Here is an 18738-nt window from a genome sequence, read left to right on the forward strand (position 1 = left end):
CGTTAACTGGAAGTCTGACGCCCTGTCAAAACCATTGCGATAAACTTTGGACAGCCAGGGCAAGGTCCCTTAGAAACCTTCATCCACCCTTCGACTCCCGCCTTTTTCCTTGACGCGTGCATATTTTTGGGGCATGGACCTGAACAAGCGCTCAGTTAGAACGGCCCCCAGTGGCATGGTGGGTCGCTTTCCAGAGTTGTCATGACGGTGTTTCAGCCCCCGAAAAGATCTGTCGCCAAGAGATCACACAAATCAAGACAAGCCCAAGGAGGTGAGAATGTCTAAGGCCTGAAAAGCAAGCCAAAGGTCAAGACCATCCTTTAGTCCTTCCCGCAAAACTCCCGGAGGTGGGCTCATGGCCCAGAAAATCATTCAAGGTTTTCCTTCAACGTCCAACGACGCCTATCCCTTGAACATGATCACCTTTTTGAAGCACGCTGCGACAAATTATCCCGAAACGGAGGTCGTCTCACGGAACCTGGACGGAGCGCTGCATCGAAGCACCTACGCAGAGGTGGAGCGCCGCGTACGGCGATTGGCCAAAGCCCTCACAAAACTCGGGGTGGCTCCCGGGGACCGTGTGGGAGCCCTGGACTGGAACACCCATCGCTTCATGGAACTCTATTTCGCCGTCTCCGAAATCGGGGCGGTGCTCCTGGAATTAAATCCGCGCATTTCCGCAGCCGAGCGCGCTTACGTGATCAACCACAGTGAAGCCCGGTTCGTGGCGGTGGCCGCATCTTTAAAACCCCTCATCGAACCTTTGGCCGGGGAATGCCCCACCGTCCATGGCTTGATCCTCCTGGACGATCTGGGCAAGGGGGTAAGCGAGAGCGCCTTTCCTACCGCCTACGACTATGAGACACTCCTTGCCGAACGTGACGACGACTTTGAATTTCCTTGGATTGACGAAACATCGGCCTGCACGGCCTGTTACACATCCGGGACGACGGGAAAGCCCAAGGGGGTCTACAATTCCCACCGGGCCATGTATCTACACACCTTGATCATCGCCCAGGCGCTGCACATGACCCAGGATGATGTCATCATGCAGATTGTGCCCATGTTCCATGCCCAAGGTTGGGGCATGTTCTTTTGCGGGCCCATGCTCGGCGCCAAGCTCGTGTTTCCTGGCCGCTACACCATGGAAGATCCTTCGTCTTTGGTGGAGCTGCTTGTGGAAGAAAAGGTGACCGTCACCTGTGGTGCCCCGGCCATTTTCCTGCCCATGTTGCACTACATCAAGAACCTGCCCACCCGACCGGACCTCAGCGGACTGCGCATGATCAGCGGGGCCACGGAGCCGCCTTTGGCCATGATGAAGGGCTATGACGAGCTGGGTGGAGCTCAGGTCATTCACGCCTACGGCGCCACGGAAACAGCCCCCTTGGTCACCATTAATCACCTGAAACCTTCCCTTCGAGGATTGTCGGAGGCCGAGAAGTGGGAGCTTCGGAAAAAACAGGGGCTTCCCGTTGTGGGACTGGACGTGACCCTCATGGGCCCCGACGGCACAACCCTTCCGCGGAACGGCAAGAGCGTGGGGGAAGTGCTCATTCGAGGCCCCTGGATCACGCGACGTTACCACAACGACTCGCGCAGCGCCGAATCCTTTACCGAGGACGGCTACTGGCGCAGCGGCGATGCTGGAACCATTGATCCCAACGGCTACCTCAAAATCACCGACCGCTTCAAGGACCTTATCAAGAGCGGCGGCGAGTGGATCTCATCCATTGATCTGGAAAACGCCATCATGGCCCATCCGGACGTCCTCGAGGCAGCCGTCATCGGGATTCCTCACCTCAAGTGGGAAGAGCGCCCATTGGCGCTGGTGGTCGTCAAGGAAGCCGCCAGAGGTCGGGTCACCAAGGAGGCCGTTTTGGATTTCATTGCTCCTCATTTTGCCAAATGGCAACTGCCGGACGATGTTCTTTTCGTAGAAGCCATTCCCAAAACGAGCGTCGGCAAATTTGCCAAGAGGGTTGCGCGGGAACAGTACGCGGCCCACTATGGCGCGTAACGACAGGGCCGCTTAATTGGTTGGTCGTTGAAATAAGATCCTTGGCCAAAGATGGGATCACGCACGCGTGCAACGATGTGAAGGGGAAGTTTGAACGGCTTCGGGGGTCATGTTCAGGACAAAGGAGAGAGCCCATGGCACAAGGCACACCGCTCACGGAGGAAGCTCGCCGGCACTACCACCATTTCGATCGGGAAAGCATCGCCTTTTTGCGTTCCCGCTACAACCGCATCACCCGCTGGGTGATTGCGGACATCGTGCGGCGCAGCGCCTATCGTTATCCGGAAAAGCCCGCTTTGATCTTCGGCGACCAGACCCTGACCTATGCGGAGCTTGAAGAAGCCACAAACCGTGTGGCGCAGGGGCTCTTGGACTTGGGTCTGAAGCGTTTTGACCGTGTCGCCATTTTGGCCCACAACACCATCCACCATGTGCTTACCTGGCTGGGAACGGCCAAGGCCGGCGGCATTTACCTGGCCATCAATTACCTGCTTCGCGGCAAGGACATCGCCTATTGCATCAACCACTCGGAAGCCCGGTTTTTTATCGTGGAAGACACCTTGGCCGAGCTGGTCGATGGCGTCTTGGACGACATGCCAACGGTGTCGCATCGCCTGTGGTCCAATCAGGGAGCGGGGCGCCCGGCCCCTGAGGGATGGCTCGATTTCGACACGTGGGCCAATACCCAGTCCAACAAAGAGCCCGACGTGGTGTTGCATATCGAAGACCCCGTGCAGATGACCTATACCAGCGGCACCGAATCGCTGCCCAAAGGCGTGGTGCTCACCAACCAGTCCCTCATGGCCCAGTACATGGGCTGTATTGTGGACGGGGAATACAGCCCTTCGGACGTCAACCTCAATGCCTTGCCCATCTTTCATTGCGCGCAAAGGGATGTGTTCCTGACGCCTTTCTTCTGGCTTGGAGCCACCAACGTTTTGCTTCCCACGGCCGATGTGCCCACCATTTTGCAAAAGATCGAAGAACATCGCGCGACGGTCTTCTTTGCCCCTCCCACGGTGTGGATCGGGCTGCTGCGCCATCCGGATTTCGACAAGCGGGATCTGTCTTCGGTACAAAAAGGTTATTACGGCGCCTCCATCATGCCCGTTGAGGTTCTAAAGGAGATTCAGCGAAGACTTCCATCATGTCGAAGGCTCTACAATTATTATGGGCAGACGGAACTTTCGCCCTATCACACCATTCTGAAACCCGCCGATCAGTTGATCAAACCCGGGTCTGCCGGCATGGGCGGCCTGAACATGGAAACCGCCTTGCTGGATGATTTGTGTCGACCAGTGACGGGACCCGGCATTCCAGGTGAAATCTGCGGCCGCGGCCCTCACGTCATGCTCATGTACTTCAAGGATCCGGACAAGACGGAAGAAGCCATGGCCGGCGGATGGTTTCACTCCGGCGATGTCGGCGTCTACGACGAGGATCGCTACATTACGGTGGTGGACCGCAAAAAGGACATGGTGAAAACTGGCGGTGAGAACGTCTCCACACGGGAAGTGGAAGAAGTCATTTACAAAGACCCGAGGGTTTCGGAAGTGGCCGTCATCGGTGTTCCCCACCCCAAGTGGATTGAAGCCGTCACAGCCATCGTCGTGCCCAAGGCTGGGGAGCGTCTTGCCGAAGAAGAGATCGTGGCCTTATGCAAAAAGGAGCTGGCTCCTTTCAAGGTGCCCAAGGCCGTGGTAGTGGTGGAAGCGCTGCCCAAAACGCCGACGGGAAAGATCCTCAAACGGGATTTGCGCCGCCATTACCGAAGCTTGTTTTCCTAAAGGAAGCCGCCTACAAGGCGCGGCCCCAGCGCAGGGCATGCAAGTTCTCTGTCCTTATCGTCCCCCCACCGAGGGCACAGGGTCGGAAGAAAATCCAGCCGAGGCTGCGTGTTGATGGCTGGAATCCCGTGCCCAAGCTCATTCGGCCAGGGGGTTAAGGATTGGCCCGTCACGGCGTCGTGCATCGTGCCGTTCCGCTCAAAAAAAAGGCGTGTAGACAAGACTTACGCTTTCCCCGATTAAGGCATGATAAGTTATGGATGACGCCCATGGCCGGGATCGATCCTTTAGGTCGAAATCCAGGGATTTGAGCCACTTTTTGCACGGAAACGAGGGCTCAACAAAGGTGCCGGGAATTTCCGGTGAATAAAAAAACAAGGGCACGGCCTGAGGACGAAGACCAAGAGATGAAGGCATGTCCGGAAAGCCCACGGCGGCGGCGCTCACAGCCAAAATTCTGTGACGGACCTCATCGGCTTCCAACACAAAGACCAGGTCTCGAAACCGCCAATAGGGAAGATAAGTGAGAGGACGAAAGCGATAAGAATCTTTTGGCGAAAACACATAGGTACGCTGCGGCGTGGCCTGCAGCGCCAGACGCACGCGGCAGAAGGGACAGTGAAAGAATCTGTCCGTGTCTTCCAGTATCACACGGCCGCCGCACTGAGGGCAGGGGAGTTGAATGTGGAACCTAGAGTCGTTCACCGCACTGATCGCAAAAGACGGCTTGAGCAAGGTCGGACCCACTGCAGTGTCGGCACTTCTTTTCCACAGGTGTTGTGCGCACCGCGTTGCCGCACCGTGGGCAGTATCGAGCACAGGGCGTCAGATTCTTACCGCAATAGGGGCATCGCTGGAACACCACCAGATGATGCCCGCAATGAGGGCAAAACTGAGCATTTTTCGGAACAGGACTGTGGCAGTCTGGGCACAGGGGGCCCGATGCGCCTTGAGAGTCCATGGTTTGGCGGTTTCGAAGGGCTTCGGCCATGAGTCCTGGGATCATAAAGGCCAAACCGATTCCCGCCGCTTCACCGCCGCTTCCAGGGTTTTCGGCCGCTTTTTCCATTGCGGTGGCGGCCTTGAGTTTCAGCAGTTTGTTCACGTCCTCAAAGACGCCCAGCTTGCTTCGATCGTCGATGGCCCGCTGGACATCCTCAGGCGGTGTGATGGCATTGATGTAAAGGTGCGTCAAAGCCATACCGAAATGGGAGGCATCTTCGGCAAGGCGCGCCTTCAGCTTTTCCGCCTAGGCGTTGAAGCGGCCGGGTAGGTCGAGAAGGCTCGTGAGTTCTTCTCCCATAAGGTCATTGAGGCGTGAGACGATGACACGGCATTTTTTGTTGCCATAAGGAATCCTTTCCGGTGCGTGTTCCCGTTTCTGCTGCATCAGCGGCAGAAGCGCGGGAAAGCTTGACGGAAAAATGCATGAGGCCCGTGAAGCGGGCAGGGGGGGCTTTTTAAAGGATAAGGGCCGAGCGGTATTTGTGAAGGAGCAACAGTTCCACTTTCCAGCCGGCCATGATTTCCGCACCCACCACCTGAAGGAGTGCCTTCATGGATGTGGGCCCAAGTCTTCTCTGAATGTCCTGGCAGAAGTAGTTGAGGCAAAAGTGGTTTTTTGCTGTGAGCAGACAGCCCGTGTCTCCCAGAAAAAGGCATTGATCTTCGTAGGCCTGCCGCGTTGGAAGGGGACATTCCAGCAGGCGATTGATGAGCAGGTGGACCACTGAGTAGTTCCATTCCATGTCCGGAAAACAGCACCCGCCAAAGACGTGGGCGGCGCAGGCGCTGCATGCTGCAAAGACGCCGGCTTCGGCAAAGGCGGCGCGCGTTCGGTTAATGGCTGCTCTGTAGGCTTTCAAAGATTGCGTGATTTTGTCGTCGGCAAGGATTTCAGGCCCCAAAACGTCATAGAGGCGAGAGGCCTGCAGTACATGGTGCGCGCGTTCCTTAGGGACCGTAAGGTCTTGCAGCTTCATGAAGTCACCTCAATACCGAAAACAAAGCATTGGATTCCACAACTTATCAGGCCTTACCACCGGCTTCAAACCCACGAAAACGGCACCGAGGCCTAAGCTCAAAGGCCGTCCGAGAACACCTGCGGGAGGAGCGGCGCAAGCCGCGACGCCGGATCGCGCCTTGCGGCGTTCCTACGAAATGCAACACAAACGGCGCCAAAAAGGCATTGTCGGACACGCTCCCAGACGGTTATCGAGGACCATTCTATCCGGACCACGCGCCTTTCCCAAGCACCATCTTTTGCTTGATATCCTCAGGCGGGTCTGTCAGGACCTGAACGAGCGCTCGGTTAGTATGGGCGCCAAGGATCTTTCCTTTACCCTAAACCAAGGAGGAGTGCATGGTCGGGATCCTTGCCTATGGTGCGTATCTGCCCAGATATCGGTTGGAAAGAAAGGTTGCGGCCAAAGCCATGGCCTAGATGCAACCCGCCCCGTGGGGCCTTGCGGGCGGAGAAAAAACGGTGGCGGGCGCGGACGAAGATGCCATCACTTTGGCGGTGGCGGCGGCGCGAAACGCGTGCCGATTTCGCTCTGATGCCGCCGTTGAAGCCCTTTTTGCGGCCTCCACCACGTTTCCCTACGCAGAACGCCAAAACGCCGCCATTGTGCGGGAGGCCTTGAGTTTATCGGAAGAATCTGCCGCTGTGGATGTGACGGGATCCACCCGCGCGGGCACGGCGGCGATTCTTGCGGCGGCGGCCCAGGTGGTGAGCGGTGCGTCGAAGCGGGCCGTGGTGGTGGCGGCCGATACGCGACGGGCCAAAATGGGAAGCGCCGAGGAACTCCTCTTTGGCGACGGCGCAGCGGCCATGGTGCTGGGCTCGGAAGGAGTTCTTGCAGAGCTTGTGGGCACTTTTTCCTTGAGCGCCGATTTTCCGGCGCCCTTTCGAGAAACCGAAAAGAAGCTTGGACGTTCCTGGGAAGAGCGCTGGATGCGTGACGAAGGCTATGTGTCGCTCATTCCTGAGGCTATCAAGGGCTACCTTGCCCAGGAAAAGATCACGGCGGACCTTTTTTCCGCGGTCATTTACCCCTGTCCCTATCCCAGGGAACACGGTGTCATCAGCGCCAAACTCGGGCTTTCCGCAGATAAGGTCGCCGATCCTCTGGCGGCCACGGTGGGGGATACAGGAGCGGCCCATCCCCTGCTCATGCTCTGCCACGTTCTGGAATCGGCGTTCCCAGGCGACCACATTCTCGTGGTGGGGTACGGAAGCGGTGTGGATGTTCTGCACTTTCGCGTCACGGAAGCCGCGGCATCTTTTCATCCCGCCTGGACCGTGGAGGCTCTATTGGCTCGCAAAGCCTCTCTGGCTCCCTATGAAAAAGCCGTGGCCTTTCGGGAATTGGCGCCCGTGGAAACGGGGTTGCGGGGAGAGTTTCAAGCGGAACCCCCCCCTGTCCGTCCAATGGCGGTATCGGCGGGCCATTTTGGGCTTGGAAGGGTCTCGATGTCGCCGGTGCGGCACGCCGCAATTTCCTCCACAGCGCATCTGCGCCATCAGCGAATGCCAGGCCGTCGATGAGATGGAACCCTACCTCTTTTCCGACAAAACGGCGCGCATCTTCAGCTACACGGGGGATAACCTAGCCTTCTCACTGGATCCTCCTCAGATCTACGGCATTGTGGACTTTAAGGGAGGAGGCCGCATGATGCTGGATTTCACCGACTGCAGCCTGGAATCCCTGAGCGTGGATCAGCCGGTGGAGCTGCATCTGCGACGCAAATACCATGACGGTCAGCGGGGCGTGCACACCTATTTCTGGAAAGCCGTGCCCATTGTCTCGGCGCAACGATAAGGAGGCGACAACCATGGCGACGGGAATCAAAGACAAGGTGGCCATTATCGGCATGGGATGCACCCGGTTCGGGGAGCGCTGGAACGACCGTGCCGAAGACCTCATGGTGGAAGCCTTCATGGAAGCGTTGCAGGATGCGGGGATTGAAAAAAAGAGATCGATGCGGCATGGCTGGGCACATGTTTCGATGAAGTGAATGTGGGCAAGAGCGCCATTCCTTTGGCACAGGCCTTAAAACTTCCCAGCATATCCGTGACGCGCGTTGAAAATTTCTGTGCCACGGGTACGGAAGCCTTTCGAAGCGCGTGCTACGCTGTGGCTTCAGGCGCCTGTCGCATCGCGCTGGCCCTTGGCGTCGAGAAACTCAAAGACACCGGCTACGGAGGTCTTCCCGGCTTCGACACGGCCATGGGAACGCTCAATCGTTTCATCCTGCCCAACTTCACGGCCCCCGGCGGCTTTGCCCTCATGGCCACCCGCTATTTTGCGAAATACGGCATTTCTCCCGAAGAGGGCAAGATGGCTCTGGCCAAGATTTCGGCCAAGAGCCATCGTTGTGGAGCCCTGAATCCCAAAGCGCACCTGCGCAAGGAGATTTCCCCCGAGCAGGTGCTGAAGGCTCCCATCATTGCCTGGCCCTTGGGATTGTTTGACTGCTGTGGTGTGAGTGACGGGGCGGCGGCCGCCATCGTCACCACTTCAGATCTGGCCCGCGCCTTGGGCAAAACCCCTGTGATGGTCAAAGCCTTGCAAATCGCGGCCACTTCGGGCGAAGAGATGCTGACGACTCGGTGGGACGGCACCTATTTGAAAACCACCACGGAGGCGGCCAGGCGGGCTTACGCGGAAGCGGGCATTGCTCGGCCTCGTGAAGAGCTGAGCGTTTTGGAAGTGCACGACTGTTTTTCCATCACGGAATTGGTCACTTACGAAGACCTGCAGATTTCCGAGAGAGGACGAGCTCTTCGAGACATTAACGACGGCTTTTTTGAACTGGAAGGAAAAATTCCCTGCCAATCCGACGGAGGTCTCAAGTGTTTCGGGCATCCCATTGGGGCTTCCGGCATCCGTATGATCTACGAAGTGTACAATCAGCTGCTGCATCGCGCCGGCCCGCGACAGATTGCCGAACCCAGGCTGGGCCTGACCCACAATCTGGGCGGTATTCCCTCGTTCAGTGTCTGCAGTGTCGGCATTTTCGGTTTGTAAACCCCGTGCCGAAAGGAGAACCCGATGATCCTCGCCTCGCATGAGCGCATCATGGAATACACCCGCATGGGGTGCTGGGGCAGTCGCACGCTTTTGGATGATTTCAAGCAGCATGCCCACAACATGCCGGACGCCCTCGCCATCGTGGACCCTCTCAACAAAGAAGCTCTCCTGGGAGCGGCGCCCGAAAGGGTGCGCTACGGCCAATTCGACTGAGCGGTGGAGGCGACGGCCTCCGCGCTGTGGGCCGAAGGTCTTCAAAGACGACATCGTATTGGTGCAGATGCCCAATTGCTGGGAATTGGCCATGCTTTATCTGGCCATTGCCCGAGCGGGGGGGCGTCATTTCCCCCATTCCCATGCAATGGCGTTCCAAGGAAATCACCTACGTGGCTGAACTCACCCAAGCCGCGGCCATGATCACCGTCCATGAGTTTCACGGTTTTGGGCATCCGGCCATGGCGGAGGAGGTCCGCCGTAAGGTGCCGAGCCTTAAGAAAATCTACACCTACGAAGACGTGCGGCGCATGATGGAGGAAAAACCAAACCCAAGCTTGAACCTCCTTCACATCGATGCCGACGACATCTTCACCCTCTGCTGGACCTCAGGCACCGAAGCCCAACCCAAGGGATGTCCATTGAGTCACAACAATTGGCGCTGTCAGGCGGCCATCGCCTTGGCCAGTGGCATGCAACCGAGCGATGTCATGCTCACGGCAGGCCCCTTGGTCAACATGGCCTCCGTGGGAACCGTGTATGTACCGTGGCTGCGCTTCGGCGGAACCGTCGTGCTGCATCATCCCTTTGATCCCCAGTTGTTGCTGAAACAAATGGTCCAGGAACGCATTCAATACACTCTCCTAGTTCCGGCCGTCGTGAATATGATTTTGAAACATCCGGCGGCGCAAGGGGTGGATTTGAGTTCTATCCGAGTGATCACCGTCGGGTCGGCTCCGCCCTCTTTGTGGTCCATGCAGGAATTTAAAAAACGTTGGAATGTGGATATCGGCAATATTTGGGGCCAAAACGAGGGCACGGCTCTGGTTTCCGGCGTGGAGGAAGTGCCGGACATGGCCATTCGTGTGGACCACCTGCCGCGTTACGGTGCCCCCGGCGTGGAATGGGCAACCTCGATGGCCCGATTCGTCCAAACCAAGGTGGTGGACCCTGACGGCACGGAACTGACCGAAAACGGCGCCGTCGGAGAACTGCTCTACCGCGGTCCCAACGTGATTCCAGGCTATTTCAGACGGCCTGACTTGAACGCCCAGGCTTTTGATGCCGACGGCTATTTTCGCACCGGCGATCTCTTTCAAATCGCTCAAGGCCGGTACCTGAAATTTTTTGAACGGGCCAAAGACATCATCATTCGAGGTGGCTACAACATCAGTGCGCAGGAAGTGGAAAACGTTTTGCTGGGCCATCCCGCCGTTCAGGATGTGGCGGCCGTAGGCATGCCCGACGAAAACCTGGGGGGAAAGAACCTGTGTCTATGTGGTGCCCAAGCCGGGTCAAACCGTCACTTTGGAGGACCTGACCGGCTACATGAAAGACCAGGGCGTGGCCACCTATAAGTTGCCTGAACGTTTGGAACTGGTGGAGGCCATACCTCGGAATCCTGTAGGCAAGATTCTCAAGAAAGAACTGCGCCGGGATATTCGTGACAAATTGGGTGTTTCGCCCTGACCTTGACTCAAGGGTGATGCCCGAAAGTCCATGGGGCCGGGCGTCCGTGTATCCAGAAGGCGACTCCGGGTTTAGGAGCGTGTCTGAGAACACCTGCTGGAGGAGCGGCGCAAGCCGCGATGCCAGGAACGGTGCAAGCCGTGACGCCTGATCGCGCCCTGCGGCGCTCCTGCAGAAGGCAACGAAAACGCCCCCCCCAAGAGCCATTCTCAGACAGGCTCCTTCGGGGTTTTGGGGCGGCGGGGTCGGGGTCCCTCTGAGGCGAATCCAGAGGGCGGGCCCCTGGCATCGAAGGGATGCGTTCCTGCGCGTCCGTCGGTGTTCGAACCGCCACGAACTGGTCCCTTTTTTAAGGAATGGACCGCGGGGACGTGGTCCTTTCAGGGATTAAGCGTTTCCAAGAAAAAAGCTTTTTTGCCGCTGGGTTTTGGACAGAGGCTTTCCGCTTGCGTGGGAATGCGGATGAGTGAATGCAGGGCGGTGTCTTCAAGTATGCTGGATCTGCGCTTTCTCGGCAATGAGGACGAGACATGAGGGCAGCACATTCCGCGACACGAGACAGGGCCACTTAGAAGGACAAGGAACATCCAGGTCTGAGGGAGGGAAAATTTATGGAAAAGATGCTGGAAGGACGAGTCACTTTGATCACGGGAGCGGGTCGAGGCATCGGCCGAGCGGCGGCGTTGCTTTTCGCCTCGGAAGGGGCCAAGGTGGTGCTGAGCGATCTTGATGCCGCTCCGGCACAGGAAGTGGTGGAAGAGATTCGCCGCCGCGGCGGGGAGGCCGTGGCCGTTGTCGGGGACGTGACCGCCGACGGCTTTGCGGAAAAATTCCTGCAGGCCGCCGTGGACGCTTTCGGACCGGATATTCATGTGATCGTCAACAATGCCGGATACACGTGGGACGGCGTGGTGCACAAAATGACCGACGAGCAATGGGAAGCCATGCTCAAGGTGCACTGTACGGCGCCTTTTCGCATCGTGCGGGCCGCGGCGCCCTATATTCGGGAAAACGCCAAAAGGGAAATGGAGCAGGGCCGAGTGGTCATGCGCAAAATCATCAACGTGAGTTCTGTGGCTGGAACGGATGGGAACGCGGGACAGGCCAACTATTCCACGGCCAAATCGGGCATTCTGGGCTTTACCAAAACTTTGGCCAAGGAATGGGGCCGGCTCAACGTCAACGTCAACGCCGTGGCCTACGGATGGATTGAAACACGGCTCACTCAGCCTAAGGCTGAAGACACGGTCCTGGAAAAGGACGGCCGAAAGATCGCCATCGGGGTGCCCAAGAACCAACTGGAGGCCTTTCGCATGATGATCCCCCTGGGACGGCCGGGAACCCCGGACGAAGCGGCTCGAGTCATGCTGTTTTTGGCTTCACCTCTCTCGGATTATGTATCCGGGCAGGTTATCAGGGTGACGGGAGGTTGGTAAGAAACCGGGCGGTTGTCGGTTGTCGGCTGTGCGTCGCCCACTGGGGGTTTCGAGTGGGTGGGATCAGGTGTGAAGTGAGAAGGGTGGTGGGAAGCCGAAAGAAAGGAGCATTGCCATGATCGACGTCCAGCAGGTGGGGCTGCGCATCGGCCCTTTTGAGCATCACATGCATTGGCGCAACATCATTCTCTACCATTTGGGGATCGGCTTTGGCGCTTCGGATCTGGAGTATGTGTATGAGGGCGTTCAGGGAGGCCTCAAGGTTTGTCCATCCTATGCGGTCATTCCGGTTTTTCAGCCCTTCTTTGAAGTCTTGGATCGGCTGAAGATCGATCTTCGAACAGTGCTTCACGGGGAAGAAGCGATTCGGCTTCACCGGCCCATGCCTTCGTCGGGAAAACTCTTAAGCACCGTCAAAGTGGCGGGCATCTACGACAAGAAAAAAGCCGCCTTGGTGGTGCTGGAAACGGAAACCAAAGACGAAAAAGGGAACCTGGTCAATGAGACGCGCATGAGTCTCTTTTGCCGCGGCCTTGGGGGCTGGGGAGGGGATGCGGGACCCAAGGCGGAAGCCGTTCCCGTACCTCGGGATAAGGCGCCGGATTTCGAGATCGGCTACAAGATCTCGCCCGATCAGGCGGCTCTGTATCGCCTTTCCGGCGACGTGAATCCCTTGCACATCGATCCACAAGCGGCGGAAGCCGCAGGCTTTCCCAAGCCGATTCTTCACGGGCTGTGCACCTTTGGATTTGCCACTCGTGCCATCCTCGCCGGCGCCTGCGCAGGGGACGTGGGGCGTTTCAAAGCATTTCAGGTTCGATTTGCGGATGTGGTCTATCCCGGCGAAACCGTCACAACGCGAGGATGGTCCATGGGCGACCGGCGCTTTGTCATTGAAGCGTCCACGGAACGCGCGGTGGTTCTGTCCCATGCGCTGGCCGAGGTGGGCTGAAGCGAGGGGCGGCATGGCGAAAACCAAGCGGAACCTTCAAGATGCCGGGAGGGGGAAGTGAAACCCTAAAGGGTCGGTGCGTTGACGAAGGTGCCTTGGGTGCGGCATAAGAGGCCCGAAAGGCTCGCCCGGGAAAGAGCCCCCTCGGCGTCGGCAAGGAAAGGGAGTAGGCATGGAGGGATTGTATCGCGAAGAGCACCACATCTTTCGCGAAGCGTTTCGCCGGTTTGTGGAGCGGGAAATAGCCCCGCACATGGAACGCTGGGAAGATGAAGGGGTGGTTTCTCGGGATGTGTGGCGCGCCATGGGGGAAGCGGGGTTTCTGTGCCCATGGCTTTCCGAAGAATACGGGGGAAGCGGCGCCGATTTTCTCTACTCGGTGATCATCACCGAAGAATTGGCCAAGGCGGGTGCCGTAAGCGTCATGGCGCCCCTACACAGCGACATTGTGGCCCCGTACATCGCCGCCCTGGGCACGGAAGAGCAAAAGAGGCGGTGGCTTCCCGCCGCAGCTCGAGGTGAAATGATTTTGGCGGTGGCCATGACGGAACCTAATACAGGATCCGACCTGGCGGCTCTGCGCACCCGCGCCGTGAGGGAAGGCCTTGAATGGGTCATCAACGGCCAAAAGATGTTTATCTCCAACGGCATTTTGGCGGACCTGGTGGTGGTGGCCTGCCGCACGGGAACCGTCGAATCGGGAGCCAAGGGGATCAGCTTGATCGTTGTTGAACGCGGCGCGCCCGGATTTTACCGAGGTCGAAACCTCAAGAAAATGGGGCTGCATGCGCAGGATACCGCGGAACTGATTTTCGAGGACTGTCGCGTGCCTGCGGAAAACCTTTTGGGAACGTTGAACCATGGCTTTTACCACATGATGGACCAATTGCAGCAGGAACGCCTTATGGCCTGCATCATGGGCCAGGCCATGGCCGAAGCCATGCTGGCCATGACCATTGCCTATGCTCGAGGACGCACCGCCTTTGGCCAACCCATCGCCTCCTTTCAACACAATGCCTTTACCATTGTGGATATGGCCACGGAAGTGAAGCTTGGGCGCACCTTTCTGGAACGCCTTATCGCCGATCACATGGCCGGAAAGGACATTGTGACGGACGTGTCCATGGCCAAGGCATGAATTGGAGAGATGGCGAACCGTGTGGCCTACCGATGTGTGCAGCTTCACGGCGGCTACGGTTACATGGAAGAGTATCCCATCAGCCGCTTTTATCGCGATGTGCGGCCGATCCCCATCTTTGCGGGGACGACCGAAGTGATGAAACTTATTGTCGCCAAGCGAATGCAGCTCATGTGAAAACCTAAAGGAGGGGGCCATGAATTTCGATCTGCCCGAAGAACTCAAGATCTTGAAAGAAGAAGCCTACAAGTTTGCCGTGCGTGAATTTACTCCGGTGTCCAAAGAGTGCGACCGCGAAGAAAAATTTCCTCGAGACGTGTGGAAGAAAGCTTGTGAATACGGATTCATCGGGGCCTGGATACCGGAAGAGTACGGGGGTGCGGGGGCGGGATTTTTGGCCAACACCATTATCACGGAACAGTTCAGCCGCATCGATATGGGCATCGGCCTGATTGCGGCCGCCTGTTTCGGGTCGGAAAACATTTTTCTTTACGGCTCCGAAGAGCAGAAAAGAACCTATCTGCCCAAGCTGGCTTCCGGTGAGATCATTTTCGCCGGCGCCTACACGGAGCCCAATGCCGGAACGGACGTCGCGGGCATTCGCACGCGAGCGGTTCGGGAGGGGGATCACTACATTCTCAATGGGCAAAAAATGTTTATCACCAACGGAACCGTGTGCGATTATTTTTGCGTTTTCTGTGTGACCAACCCGGACGCTCCGCGCCACAAGCGTTTCAGCCTGCTCATTGTGGACGCCACATCCCCAGGCATCACGCGCAACAAGATTCACGGCAAGATGGGTATCCGCGCCAGTGACACGGCCGAAATCAGTTTTGAGGACGTCAAGGTGCCTGCGGAAAACCTGGTGGGTCAAGAAGGCAACGGTTTTTACCAGCTCATGGACTTTTTCAACACCACGCGGGTTATGGTGGCCGGCCAAGGTGTCGGGCTCGCTCAAGGAGCTCTGGACAAGGCGGCCCAGTACGTGCAGGAACGCACGGCTTTTGGACAGCCTTTGGCCAATTTCCAAGGCGTACAGTTTCAGCTCGCTGAGATGGCCACACGCATCGAACTGGCCCGGCAGCTCACGTACAAAGCCGCGTGGATGGTGGACCAAGCTCGCATTGATCCCAAGTTGAGCGCCATGGCCAAGTATTATGCCGGGGAAACGGCCGTGTGGGTGGCCGACAAGGCGTTGCAGCTTCATGGGGGCTACGGCTACATCGACGAATACGATGTACAGCGCTTTTACCGGGATGCGAAGATTCTGGAAATCTATGAGGGCACGAAGGAGGCGGAAAAGATGACCATCGCCAAAATCGTGCTCAAGGAATACACCAAAGGCTAAGACGTCCTGCAGGAAAGGCGTTGCGTGAAGGAAGACAGGAAAGACACGGCGGCCGAGATTCTCAAGGCCGCCCGGCAGCTCTTTTACGAAAAAAGCTATGAGGCGGCCAGCACCCGGGAAATATCCGCGCGCGTCGGCATCAGCAAGGCCGCCTTGTACCATCACTTTCGAAACAAGGAAGAAATTTTGTTTCGCATTTGCCTGGAAGCCGCCGATGAGTTGGTGGGTAACATGCGCCGGGCTATCGCCCGGAACATGGCTTCCGGCAAGCCATTAAAGGAACAACTCACCGACATTGTCATCGAATACCTCAGAACATATCTCAAGAACGAGAACTTCAACAAAATCTTGTTCCATGACATGGAATACCTGCCGGTGGACAAGAAGCGGATCATTCTGGACAGGGAAAAGGAAAACGTCCATCAATTGCGAGCGTTTCTCATCTCCTTGATGGATCAGGGGCTCATTCGGCGCATCAATCCCACCGTCATGACCTTTTCCCTCATCAGTTCCCTGCACTGGCTGTATTTTTGGTACAATCCCGAAGGCCCCTTGTCCCTGGAAGATGTGGCCCAGGAAATCGCCGATCTTTTCCTTCACGGCATGCTCGCCCCTTGACGGTCATCGCCCACGTTCGGCAAAGCCTAGCGCGGAAAAGCCGGTCCTTTCGGGAATAAAGGCTCGTGCGAGCCCGAGTGAGCACGAGCCCTTATCATGGAAAATGCCTATCGCGCGCCAGGGCCTTACAGGGGCACGCGTCCCGCAAAGGCCAGGGTTTCTGTTTCCGCAATCAGCCTGTAGGCCGGCAGGTGGGCCGGTATGAGGAAGGACTGTCCCGTTTCGTAGGGCATATTGGCGGGGCCGTGCTTTTCCTGCCAGCCAAGGCGACCGCGCCCTCGAAGAATAAAGAGGATTTCTGGGCCGCCAGGCCGTTCCGGGGCAACTTCCGCCTGCGGCGGCAAGGTCCAGCGGTGCACTTCAAAAGCGTCGCATGGGACCCGGTACACCGTGTGCTGGTCCTGGGTCGGTGTCATCACGGCAACCTTTTGAGGCTCAAAGCTCAGTGCCGTCACGATGGCTTGGGTGTCCTTGTATTTTGGGGTTAATCCCAGACGGATCACATTGTCTGAATTAGTCATGCATTCCACGATGTTTCCCTTAAGGTAGGCGTGAGGAAGGCCGGGAGGTAGAAAGACGGCCTGGCCGGGAGAAAGCTCCACGGGATTGAGGAAAAGTAGCACGAGTAGCCCCACATCCTGAGGGCCGTATCTGGCCAAAAGTTGGTGAAAGATATCGGCCATGGTGGCGAAAGGAGGGGAAGCTACCGAGATTCGCTTGGCGGTAGCTTCCAGGGTGTATGCGAGCAAGTGGGGGCTTTGTTGTGCTTTCGTGAGCATATGCTGAAACGCGTTTCTGACGAATTCCATGTCCGTGCCCGGGAAAAGAGCGTCGGCGTCTGCGAAGGATGCGATTTCCGGAAAGGTGCGGAAGACCTCACGCCAAGCGTCCACCGGTTTAAATCCAACCAAGGCGTGAAAGGGTGTAAGGGCAACGGCCATTTCCGGCTTCGCATGAGGATCCGGGAAATGGTGTGGATCCTGCAAGTGCAGGCGTTGAGCCTGCTGGGCGTCGGGGTGCGCTTGAATGGACAGAGGCTCCGCAGCAGAAAGAATCTTAAAAAGAAAGGGCCATGAAGCGCCAAAGGCCTGAATCACCGGGGAACCCAAAATCTCCTGCGGCCACTTTTGCACCGCCTCGGACAATGGCTGTCTCGACCCGTCGGGAAGTTCCATCAGGGACGGAGCTGACGGGTGGGCTCCCACCCAAAGTTCGGCATAAGGGAGTGGACTGGAATCCTGAACGCCAAGCAGCTTTGCGATAAAGGCAGAGGCCCCTCGTTCCCCCCATTCGTAATGCTGAATGGGATTGTGCAAGCGAAAGGGCCGAGGGTGCAGGGTGTCCAATGCTCTCATGCGGTCTCCTTTCTTTCATGCTCACAGGGATTCCCGAACGCGTTCTTTTTATCACTTTCCCATTGACCGCCTCCAGGGGCTTCGTTAGGGTGAAAATGCATGCACAAATCTTGTGAAAAGGGGGGGCGTTCATCTCCGAGAAAAAGCCTGGTCGGCGAGTTTTGTCATGCTGCCGACGGCGATGAGACCATAAGGGGAGTGCGAAGGGGGCCTCTGCGCCGAAGCCGTCGGATCGAGGGCCGCGTCGCAGGGAACACGAGAGTCGAAAAATTTCGGGGATGACGAGCCGGAGGCAAAGAAAGGGGGGATGGGACGAACCGTCGGTGAGCATGTGGGACGAGAGGGCAGAAGGGGCTGAGCTTTTAACAGATGGACCTCGCCGAGTGAGGGGGAGATGAGAGGCAGGTGGAGCGTTGTGGGCATTATGGGCGTGGTGGCTCTGGTTTTCATGGCGGCGGCTCAGGCGGGAGCGGCGGGTTTTGCGCTCTATGAAGGCGGCGCTCCAGCCGATGCTCTGGGAGCCAATCTTGCCGGAAGCGCCGATGATTTGTCGGCGCTTTTTTATAACCCGGCGGGCATCACCCAGTTTCCCGGAGCCCAGCTCATGGCGGGGGCGACGTTCATTGCCCCCATGACGGATGTCACCACGGTCAATCCCTATTCCGGGCAAAGCAACACCAAGTCTTCGGAAAGCAATGTGTGGATTCCGCCTCATTTCTACGCCAGTTATCAGACTCTGGAGAACATGTGGCTTGGCGCCGGTTTTTATTCGCGCTTCGGCCTCGGCACGGAATTCGATAAGAATTGGTGGGGTCGATACAACAATTACAATGCCGTGATTCAGACCCTCTCATTCAATCCCAATGTGGCGATCAAGCTCAATGACAAGGTGTCTGTAGCCGCCAGCGTTGAGGTCATGTGGTTCGATCTTACTTTGGAGCAAAAAATCGACGCCACGGCTCCCTTTGTCTTGGGAGGTTTCGGGTCCACATTGGTGGCCCTGGGCTTTTCCACCAACATCAACGATCCCACCACCAACGCCCTCGATGTGGACAGCGAAGTCAAGGGCAACACCTTCGGCTACGGCTTTACCCTTGGGCTTCATGGGAAGCCTACGGATTGGCTGTCTTTCGGAGCCTCCTATCACAGCAAGGTGAAACTCCAAAAGATCGTCCGCGCCACAAACTCGCAGGAGCGGCGCGAGCTACAGGAATGGATCGCGCCTTGCGCCGCTCCTACCCTTTCAGGGCCCTCGTGCATGGGTGGACGACCGAAAGCCGTGGCGATGAAGATCCGGGGTTGGAACCGGGCGCGTCCTTCGTCGTCAACGCGCATTGCGTGCACGTGAGGGTACGCGGCCTGACC

At 57.6% G+C, this 18738-nt stretch carries 17 protein-coding genes and 2 pseudogenes; 14 read left to right on the plus strand and 5 right to left on the minus strand.

Annotated elements, in window-relative coordinates:
- Positions 1-355: 355 nt before the first annotated feature.
- Together ACUVSA_RS09335 and ACUVSA_RS09340 are read left to right on the plus strand one after the other, a co-directional pair.
- The gene (locus tag ACUVSA_RS09335; RefSeq protein ID WP_445894606.1) at positions 356-2020 is read left to right on the plus strand and encodes a long-chain fatty acid--CoA ligase; all 1665 of its coding nucleotides are present in this window, start codon (positions 356-358) and stop codon (positions 2018-2020) included.
- 134 nt (positions 2021-2154) lie between these two features.
- The gene (locus ACUVSA_RS09340; RefSeq protein ID WP_445894607.1) at positions 2155-3807 is read left to right on the plus strand and encodes an acyl-CoA synthetase; all 1653 of its coding nucleotides are present in this window, start codon (positions 2155-2157) and stop codon (positions 3805-3807) included.
- Between the two features lie 198 nt (positions 3808-4005).
- Here the strand turns inward: ACUVSA_RS09340 and ACUVSA_RS09345 are convergent, their stop codons facing one another.
- The 4 genes from ACUVSA_RS09345 to ACUVSA_RS09360 all read right to left on the minus strand — a co-directional run bounded on the left by ACUVSA_RS09345 (position 4006) and on the right by ACUVSA_RS09360 (position 5789).
- Positions 4006-4512 (minus strand): hypothetical protein, encoded by a 507-nt coding sequence (locus ACUVSA_RS09345; RefSeq protein WP_445894608.1) that lies wholly within the window; start codon positions 4510-4512, stop codon positions 4006-4008.
- A complete protein-coding gene (locus ACUVSA_RS09350) occupies positions 4499-5008 on the minus strand; it encodes a double zinc ribbon domain-containing protein (RefSeq protein WP_445894609.1) in 510 nt (169 codons plus the stop codon). Before ACUVSA_RS09350 ends, ACUVSA_RS09345 begins: the two co-directional genes overlap by 14 nt.
- 48 nt (positions 5009-5056) lie before the next feature.
- The gene (locus tag ACUVSA_RS09355) at positions 5057-5197 is read right to left on the minus strand and encodes a hypothetical protein (RefSeq protein ID WP_445894610.1); all 141 of its coding nucleotides are present in this window, start codon (positions 5195-5197) and stop codon (positions 5057-5059) included.
- 70 nt (positions 5198-5267) lie between these two features.
- Complete coding sequence (locus tag ACUVSA_RS09360; RefSeq protein ID WP_445890831.1) at positions 5268-5789, minus strand: hypothetical protein; 522 nt, start codon at positions 5787-5789, stop codon at positions 5268-5270.
- A 461-nt stretch (positions 5790-6250) separates the two neighbouring features.
- Between ACUVSA_RS09360 and ACUVSA_RS09365 the strand changes: the two genes are divergently transcribed.
- The 11 genes and pseudogenes from ACUVSA_RS09365 to ACUVSA_RS09415 all read left to right on the plus strand — a co-directional run bounded on the left by ACUVSA_RS09365 (position 6251) and on the right by ACUVSA_RS09415 (position 16018).
- The gene (locus ACUVSA_RS09365) at positions 6251-7357 is read left to right on the plus strand and encodes a hypothetical protein (RefSeq protein WP_445894611.1); all 1107 of its coding nucleotides are present in this window, start codon (positions 6251-6253) and stop codon (positions 7355-7357) included.
- Positions 7269-7631 (plus strand): Zn-ribbon domain-containing OB-fold protein, encoded by a 363-nt coding sequence (locus ACUVSA_RS09370; RefSeq protein ID WP_445894612.1) that lies wholly within the window; start codon positions 7269-7271, stop codon positions 7629-7631. Before ACUVSA_RS09365 ends, ACUVSA_RS09370 begins: the two co-directional genes overlap by 89 nt.
- A gap of 13 nt (positions 7632-7644) precedes the next feature.
- Positions 7645-8840 (plus strand): annotated as a pseudogene (locus ACUVSA_RS09375) (acetyl-CoA acetyltransferase).
- 24 nt (positions 8841-8864) lie between these two features.
- Complete coding sequence (locus ACUVSA_RS09380; protein WP_445894613.1) at positions 8865-9056, plus strand: hypothetical protein; 192 nt, start codon at positions 8865-8867, stop codon at positions 9054-9056.
- 173 nt (positions 9057-9229) lie between these two features.
- The gene (locus ACUVSA_RS09385; protein WP_445894614.1) at positions 9230-10414 is read left to right on the plus strand and encodes a class I adenylate-forming enzyme family protein; all 1185 of its coding nucleotides are present in this window, start codon (positions 9230-9232) and stop codon (positions 10412-10414) included.
- Entirely contained in the window at positions 10338-10526 is a 189-nt protein-coding gene (locus tag ACUVSA_RS09390; protein WP_445894615.1) for a hypothetical protein, read from the plus strand. The genes ACUVSA_RS09385 and ACUVSA_RS09390 overlap by 77 nt, the downstream gene beginning before the upstream one ends.
- 611 nt (positions 10527-11137) lie before the next feature.
- Positions 11138-11962, plus strand: a complete 825-nt coding sequence (locus ACUVSA_RS09395) for an SDR family NAD(P)-dependent oxidoreductase (protein WP_445890835.1) — start codon at positions 11138-11140, stop codon at positions 11960-11962.
- A gap of 115 nt (positions 11963-12077) precedes the next feature.
- A complete protein-coding gene (locus ACUVSA_RS09400; RefSeq protein WP_445890836.1) occupies positions 12078-12914 on the plus strand; it encodes a MaoC/PaaZ C-terminal domain-containing protein in 837 nt (278 codons plus the stop codon).
- Between the two features lie 172 nt (positions 12915-13086).
- Positions 13087-14229, plus strand: a pseudogene (locus ACUVSA_RS09405) (acyl-CoA dehydrogenase family protein).
- A 19-nt stretch (positions 14230-14248) separates the two neighbouring features.
- On the plus strand, positions 14249-15400 hold the full coding sequence (locus tag ACUVSA_RS09410; RefSeq protein ID WP_445894616.1) for an acyl-CoA dehydrogenase family protein: 1152 nt from the start codon (positions 14249-14251) through the stop codon (positions 15398-15400).
- A gap of 24 nt (positions 15401-15424) precedes the next feature.
- Positions 15425-16018, plus strand: coding sequence for a TetR/AcrR family transcriptional regulator (locus tag ACUVSA_RS09415; protein WP_445890839.1), 594 nt, complete (start codon positions 15425-15427; stop codon positions 16016-16018).
- 125 nt (positions 16019-16143) lie between these two features.
- Here the strand turns inward: ACUVSA_RS09415 and manA are convergent, their stop codons facing one another.
- Positions 16144-17373 (minus strand): mannose-6-phosphate isomerase, class I, encoded by a 1230-nt coding sequence (gene manA / locus ACUVSA_RS09420; protein ID WP_445890840.1) that lies wholly within the window; start codon positions 17371-17373, stop codon positions 16144-16146.
- Positions 17374-17767: 394 nt separating this feature from the next.
- Here manA and ACUVSA_RS09425 point away from each other — a divergent pair, with 394 nt between their 5' ends.
- The gene (locus ACUVSA_RS09425; protein WP_445894617.1) at positions 17768-18721 is read left to right on the plus strand and encodes an OmpP1/FadL family transporter; all 954 of its coding nucleotides are present in this window, start codon (positions 17768-17770) and stop codon (positions 18719-18721) included.
- Positions 18722-18738 lie beyond the last annotated feature (17 nt).

This window comes from Desulfosoma sp., assembly GCF_052743555.1.

What these genes read in the sequence shown, in the direction of transcription:
- ACUVSA_RS09365 (WP_445894611.1), top strand. Translation starts at nt 6,251, where the DNA reads ATGCAACCCGCCCCGTGGGGCCTTGCGGGCGGAGAAAAAACGGTGGCG.
- ACUVSA_RS09410 (WP_445894616.1), top strand. Translation starts at nt 14,249, where the DNA reads ATGAATTTCGATCTGCCCGAAGAACTCAAGATCTTGAAAGAAGAAGCC.
- ACUVSA_RS09355 (WP_445894610.1), bottom strand. Translation starts at nt 5,197, where the DNA reads ATGCAGCAGAAACGGGAACACGCACCGGAAAGGATTCCTTATGGCAAC.
- ACUVSA_RS09335 (WP_445894606.1), top strand. Translation starts at nt 356, where the DNA reads ATGGCCCAGAAAATCATTCAAGGTTTTCCTTCAACGTCCAACGACGCC.
- ACUVSA_RS09350 (WP_445894609.1), bottom strand. Translation starts at nt 5,008, where the DNA reads ATGGCTTTGACGCACCTTTACATCAATGCCATCACACCGCCTGAGGAT.
- ACUVSA_RS09340 (WP_445894607.1), top strand. Translation starts at nt 2,155, where the DNA reads ATGGCACAAGGCACACCGCTCACGGAGGAAGCTCGCCGGCACTACCAC.
- ACUVSA_RS09380 (WP_445894613.1), top strand. Translation starts at nt 8,865, where the DNA reads ATGATCCTCGCCTCGCATGAGCGCATCATGGAATACACCCGCATGGGG.
- ACUVSA_RS09400 (WP_445890836.1), top strand. Translation starts at nt 12,078, where the DNA reads ATGATCGACGTCCAGCAGGTGGGGCTGCGCATCGGCCCTTTTGAGCAT.
- manA (WP_445890840.1), bottom strand. Translation starts at nt 17,373, where the DNA reads ATGAGAGCATTGGACACCCTGCACCCTCGGCCCTTTCGCTTGCACAAT.
- ACUVSA_RS09360 (WP_445890831.1), bottom strand. Translation starts at nt 5,789, where the DNA reads ATGAAGCTGCAAGACCTTACGGTCCCTAAGGAACGCGCGCACCATGTA.
- ACUVSA_RS09395 (WP_445890835.1), top strand. Translation starts at nt 11,138, where the DNA reads ATGGAAAAGATGCTGGAAGGACGAGTCACTTTGATCACGGGAGCGGGT.
- ACUVSA_RS09425 (WP_445894617.1), top strand. Translation starts at nt 17,768, where the DNA reads ATGAGAGGCAGGTGGAGCGTTGTGGGCATTATGGGCGTGGTGGCTCTG.